Below are 4,429 nucleotides of genomic sequence, written 5' to 3'. Positions count from 1 at the left end.
GGCACGCTCGACGTCCCGGCGATCGCGGGCTTCGCGGCCGCGGTCCAGCTGGCCGTGAAGCAGCAGACCGACCACGCGGCCCGGCTGGCCGTCCTGCGCGACCGCCTCGTTGCCGCCGTACGACGCGAGGTGCCGGACGTGGTCCTCAACGGTGACCCGGAGGACCGTCTGCCCGGCAACGTGCACCTGGGCTTCCCCGGCTGTGAGGGCGACTCGTTGCTCATGCTGCTCGATGCCCGTGGCATCGAGTGCTCCACGGGCTCGGCCTGCTCGGCCGGTGTCCCTCAGCCGTCGCACGTGCTGCTGGCGATGGGCCGCAATGCCGAGGACGCCCGCAGCTCGCTGCGCTTCAGCCTCGGCCACACCACCACTGACGCCGACATCGAGGCCGTCGCGGCCGCCATCGCCCCCTGTGTCGAGCGGGCCCGCGCGGCCCGTGCGTGAACAGGGCCGTGAGCTGCAGGTGATCGTGCGATGAAGGTCGTTGCCGCCATGTCCGGCGGGGTGGACTCCGCCGTCGCGGCCGCGCGCGCGGTCGAGGCCGGCCACGACGTCACCGGCATCCACCTGGCGCTGTCGCGGAACCCGAAGTCGTACCGCTCCGGTGCACGGGGTTGCTGCACCATCGAGGACTCGAACGACGCCCGCAGGGCCGCTGACGTGATCGGCATCCCGTTCTACGTCTGGGACCTCTCCGACCGGTTCCACACCGACGTCGTCGAGAACTTCATGGACACCTACGCAGCGGGGGAGACGCCCAACCCCTGCCTGCGCTGCAACGAGAAGATCAAGTTCGCCGCCGTCCTCGACCGGGCGCTGGCGCTCGGCTTCGACGCCGTCGCGACCGGCCACTACGCCACCGTCGTCACGTCCGATGCGGGTGTCGAGCTGCACCGCGCCGTCGACAACGCGAAGGACCAGTCCTACGTCCTGGGTGTGCTCGACGAGCAGCAGCTGCGGCACTCGATCTTCCCGCTCGGCGACACGACGAAGGACGTCGTGCGTGTCGAAGCCGCCCGCCGTGGACTGCTCGTGGCCGACAAGCCGGACAGCCACGACATCTGCTTCGTCGCCGATGGCGACAACGCCGGCTGGTTGCGCGAGAAGCTCGGCGACCGCGCCCCGAACCACGGCGGTGAGATCCGCGACGAGGCCACCGGCGAGGTGCTGGGCCACCACGAGGGCACCTTCGGCTTCACCATCGGCCAGCGCAAGGGCTTGCGCATCGGCACGCCCGCTGCCGACGGTCGTCCCCGCTTCGTGCTCGACATCGAGCCGGTCTCCGGCACCGTCACCGTCGGACCGCGTGAACGCCTCGCGGTCGACCGCGTGGAGGGCGATCGCCTGCGCTGGTGCGGCACTCCGCTGCCGTCCGGCGTGGTCCTCGACGGCGACCGGGTGACCGTGCAGATGCGGGCGCACGGCGCCGAGCACCGCGCGGTCGTGCGGGTGAGCGACGACCGCTTCGAGATCGACCTCATCGACGTCGCCGAGGGCATCGCCCCCGGCCAGGCCGCGGTTGTGTACGACGGCACGCGGGTCGTCGGTTCGGCGACGATCACCGCGACCCGACGAGTGCCCGCGTGACAGCGCGCGCAACGGGCATCGGGTCCTTCCCCGGCGACACCCAGCGCGACTTCGACGAAGCGGTCGCGCTCGTCCTCGGGGAACTGGCCGCTGACGAGCACGGACTGCCGTTCCTGCCCGAGGTCCCCGGCCGGGGCGCGCCGGCGGGCATGATCGGACGCACCCTCGGCCTGGTCGGCGGCCTCGACGCCGACCTCCAGCCGAGCGGCTGGCGGCTGACCGGCACCAGTGGTGCGCCGGCCCGGGACCAGCGCCGGGCCCGCAGCCAGGCCTCCCAGGACCTGGACGGACTCGAGGAGCGGGCCTCGGGCCACACCGGTCCGTTCAAGGTCCAGGTCACCGGACCGTGGACGCTCGCGTCCAGCGTCGAGCGCCCGCGCGGCGACAAGATCCTCGCCGACCACGGTGGCCGCCGTGAGCTGGCGCAGGCGCTCGCCGAGGCCGTGACCGACCACCTTGCCGACGTACGACGCCGGCTGCCTGCCGTGACGGAGCTGATCCTGCAGATCGACGAACCGGCCCTGCCCGCCGTGCTCGCCGCCGCGATCCCGACGGCGTCCGGTTTCAGCCGGCACCGTGCCATTCATCCGCCCGAGGCCAGCCAGGCGCTGGAGTGGGTCCTTGCTGCCGCGACCGACGCCGGGGCGACGCCCTGGGTGCACTGTTGTGCGCCCGACGTCCCGATCGGCCTGTTGCGTGGCGCCGGTGCCCGCGGGGTCATGGTCGATCTCGGTCTGCTCGATGCAACCGGTCACGACGCGGCGGGGGAGGCCCTCGAGGCCGGTGACACGATCGCGCTCGGCATCGTGCCGACGGCCGACGACCCCACCGGAGATGCCCCGCTCGTGGAGCGGGTGCGGCGCTGGCTCGACATGCTCGGCCTCGACCCCGAGCAGGTGGCCGGTTCGCTGGTCGTCTCGCCGGCCTGCGGGCTGGCCGGCGCGACGCCCGGTTGGCCGCGCCGTGCGCTCGAGCTGTCACACCTCGTGGCGCGTTCGCTCGACGGCTGACCCCGGAACGCAACGAAGCCCGTCGGAGCTTGCTCCGACGGGCTTCGTGCTGGGGGGATCAATCAGCCGACGTGGACACCCTCAGGGGCGTCGGTCGCCAGCTCGTCGTGCTTGACGTCCAGGAAGATCCAGATCACGGCCGAGGCCGCGAGCATCAGGATCGAGGCGGCCAGGAAGGCATGGGTGGCGCCCTCCGGGAAGCTCGAGCTGAAGATGGCGGCCTGGAGGAAGCCCGGGTCGACCTGTCCGCCGTTGGCGCCGAGCGCATCAGCCATCGGGCCGGCCACGTCGGAGGACTGCTTGTTGGTGAAGTGGAGCGCCACGGTGCTCAGCGTCGCGAGACCGATCGCGCCACCGACCTGCTGCATGGTGTTGAGCACGCCGGACCCGATGCCGGAGTCCTCGGCCCGCACGTGGTGCACCGCGGTGAGGGTCAGCGGCACGAAGACCAGGCCCATGCCGACGGCCATCATGATGATGTACGGGAAGATGTGCGTCCAGTAGTTGATGTCCGCGCCACCGTCGGCGAGCGCGGCGAGCACTGCCTTCGGGGACTCGTCGATCGGGATGCGGGAGAACATGAACAGGGCGACCGCCGCCAGCAGGGTTCCGGTGCCGGCGAGGACGCGCGCATCGACCCGGGAGATCAGGTTCGACGAGAGCGCGGCGCCGATCACGATGCCGAAGGAGAACGGCAGGAAGGCGAAGCCGGCCTCGAGCGAGCTGAAGCCCATGATCTGCTGGATGAACAGGCTCAGGAAGAAGAACATCGAGAACATCGCGGCCGGAGCGATCATCATGGCCGCGAAGCTGGTGGCCCGGGTGCGGTTGGCGAAGATCCGGACCGGCAGCAGCGGGTGCTCGACCCGCGACTCGATGAACGCGAACCCGGCCAGCAGGGCGACACCGGCGACGAGCGGAATGATCGTCTGGGGGTCGTCCCATCCGTAGGCCTCCTCGCCCGCACGAGACAGGCCGAAGACGATGCCGAGCAGGCCGAGCGTTCCGGTGATGGCACCGGGGATGTCCATCTCACCGGGGTGCGACTCGGACTCGGTGAGCACGCGAGGCACGAGGAACGCGGCGACCAGGCCGATCGGGACGTTGATCAGGAACGTCATCCGCCAGCCCTCGACGTCGAGCCCGACGAAGGAGTCGAGTCCGGTGAGCCAGCCGCCGAGGATCAGGCCGATCGCCGCGCCGACGCCCGACATGGTGGCGTAGGCCGCCATCGCACGGTTGCGCGCCGGTCCGGCCGGGAAGGTGGTGGTGATCAGCGCCAGGGCCGCGGGGGCAGCCATCGCGGCGCCCACGCCCTGCAGCGCACGGGAGGCGAGCAGCATGGCCTCGTTGGTGGCCAGGCCACCGAGGGCCGAGGCCACGGCGAACGTCGCGAGACCGATCATGAACAGCTTGCGTCGTCCGTAGAGGTCGCCGAGGCGGCCGCCGAGGAGCAGCAGGCCACCGAAGGCGAGCGCGTAGCCGGTGACGATCCAGGTCAGGTTGGCCTGGGAGATGTCCAGGTCCGCGCCGATGAACGGCAGGGCGATGTTGGCGATGGTGGAGTCGAGAACCACCATCAGCTGGGCGGTGAGGATGAGCACGAGCGCGAGGCCGGCGTGCTTGCTGGGTGTGGAGACCTCGGCGTCTGCGGACGAGGTCGTCTCCGCAGGGTCGAGTGATTCGACGTCGGTCATGGGTGATTCCTTCGTGAGGTGGTGATGATGCGTCAGGGTCAGCCGCGGGTGGCGGCGGGGAGAATGATCTGGTCGATCACGCGGGCGATCAGGTCCGGAGTGGGCGGATCGCCGAGCAGGAACATGCGGTGCAGG

Annotated in this window: 4 protein-coding genes; 3 read left to right on the top strand and 1 reads right to left on the bottom strand. The window is 71.1% G+C overall.

The features are described from left to right. The 3 genes from ACOADB_RS24175 to ACOADB_RS24165 all read left to right on the top strand — a co-directional run. Positions 1-444, top strand: a 444-nt coding sequence (locus ACOADB_RS24175) for a cysteine desulfurase family protein (RefSeq protein ID WP_378604798.1), incomplete at its 5' end; no start/stop codon positions are given. A gap of 30 nt (positions 445-474) precedes the next feature. Then, a complete protein-coding gene (gene mnmA, locus ACOADB_RS24170) occupies positions 475-1,587 on the top strand; it encodes a tRNA 2-thiouridine(34) synthase MnmA (protein ID WP_378604795.1) in 1,113 nt (370 codons plus the stop codon). After that, positions 1,584-2,597 carry a methionine synthase gene (locus ACOADB_RS24165; RefSeq protein WP_378604793.1) on the top strand — a complete coding sequence of 338 codons (1,014 nt, stop codon included), beginning with the start codon at positions 1,584-1,586 and terminating at the stop codon, positions 2,595-2,597. The genes mnmA and ACOADB_RS24165 overlap by 4 nt, the downstream gene beginning before the upstream one ends. A gap of 62 nt (positions 2,598-2,659) precedes the next feature. Here ACOADB_RS24165 and ACOADB_RS24160 read toward each other — a convergent pair whose 3' ends face one another. Continuing rightward, positions 2,660-4,294: an MFS transporter gene (locus ACOADB_RS24160; RefSeq protein WP_378604790.1), complete on the bottom strand. Its 1,635-nt coding sequence runs from the start codon at positions 4,292-4,294 to the stop codon at positions 2,660-2,662. Positions 4,295-4,429: the final 135 nt, after the last annotated feature.

It is taken from the genome of Nocardioides sp. CPCC 206348, assembly GCF_048654705.1.
Lineage (GTDB): Bacteria > Actinomycetota > Actinomycetes > Propionibacteriales > Nocardioidaceae > Nocardioides.
This window is presented reverse-complemented; position numbering and strand designations above follow the sequence as displayed.

What these genes read in the sequence shown, in the direction of transcription:
- mnmA (WP_378604795.1), top strand. Translation starts at nt 475, where the DNA reads ATGAAGGTCGTTGCCGCCATGTCCGGCGGGGTGGACTCCGCCGTCGCG.
- ACOADB_RS24160 (WP_378604790.1), bottom strand. Translation starts at nt 4,294, where the DNA reads ATGACCGACGTCGAATCACTCGACCCTGCGGAGACGACCTCGTCCGCA.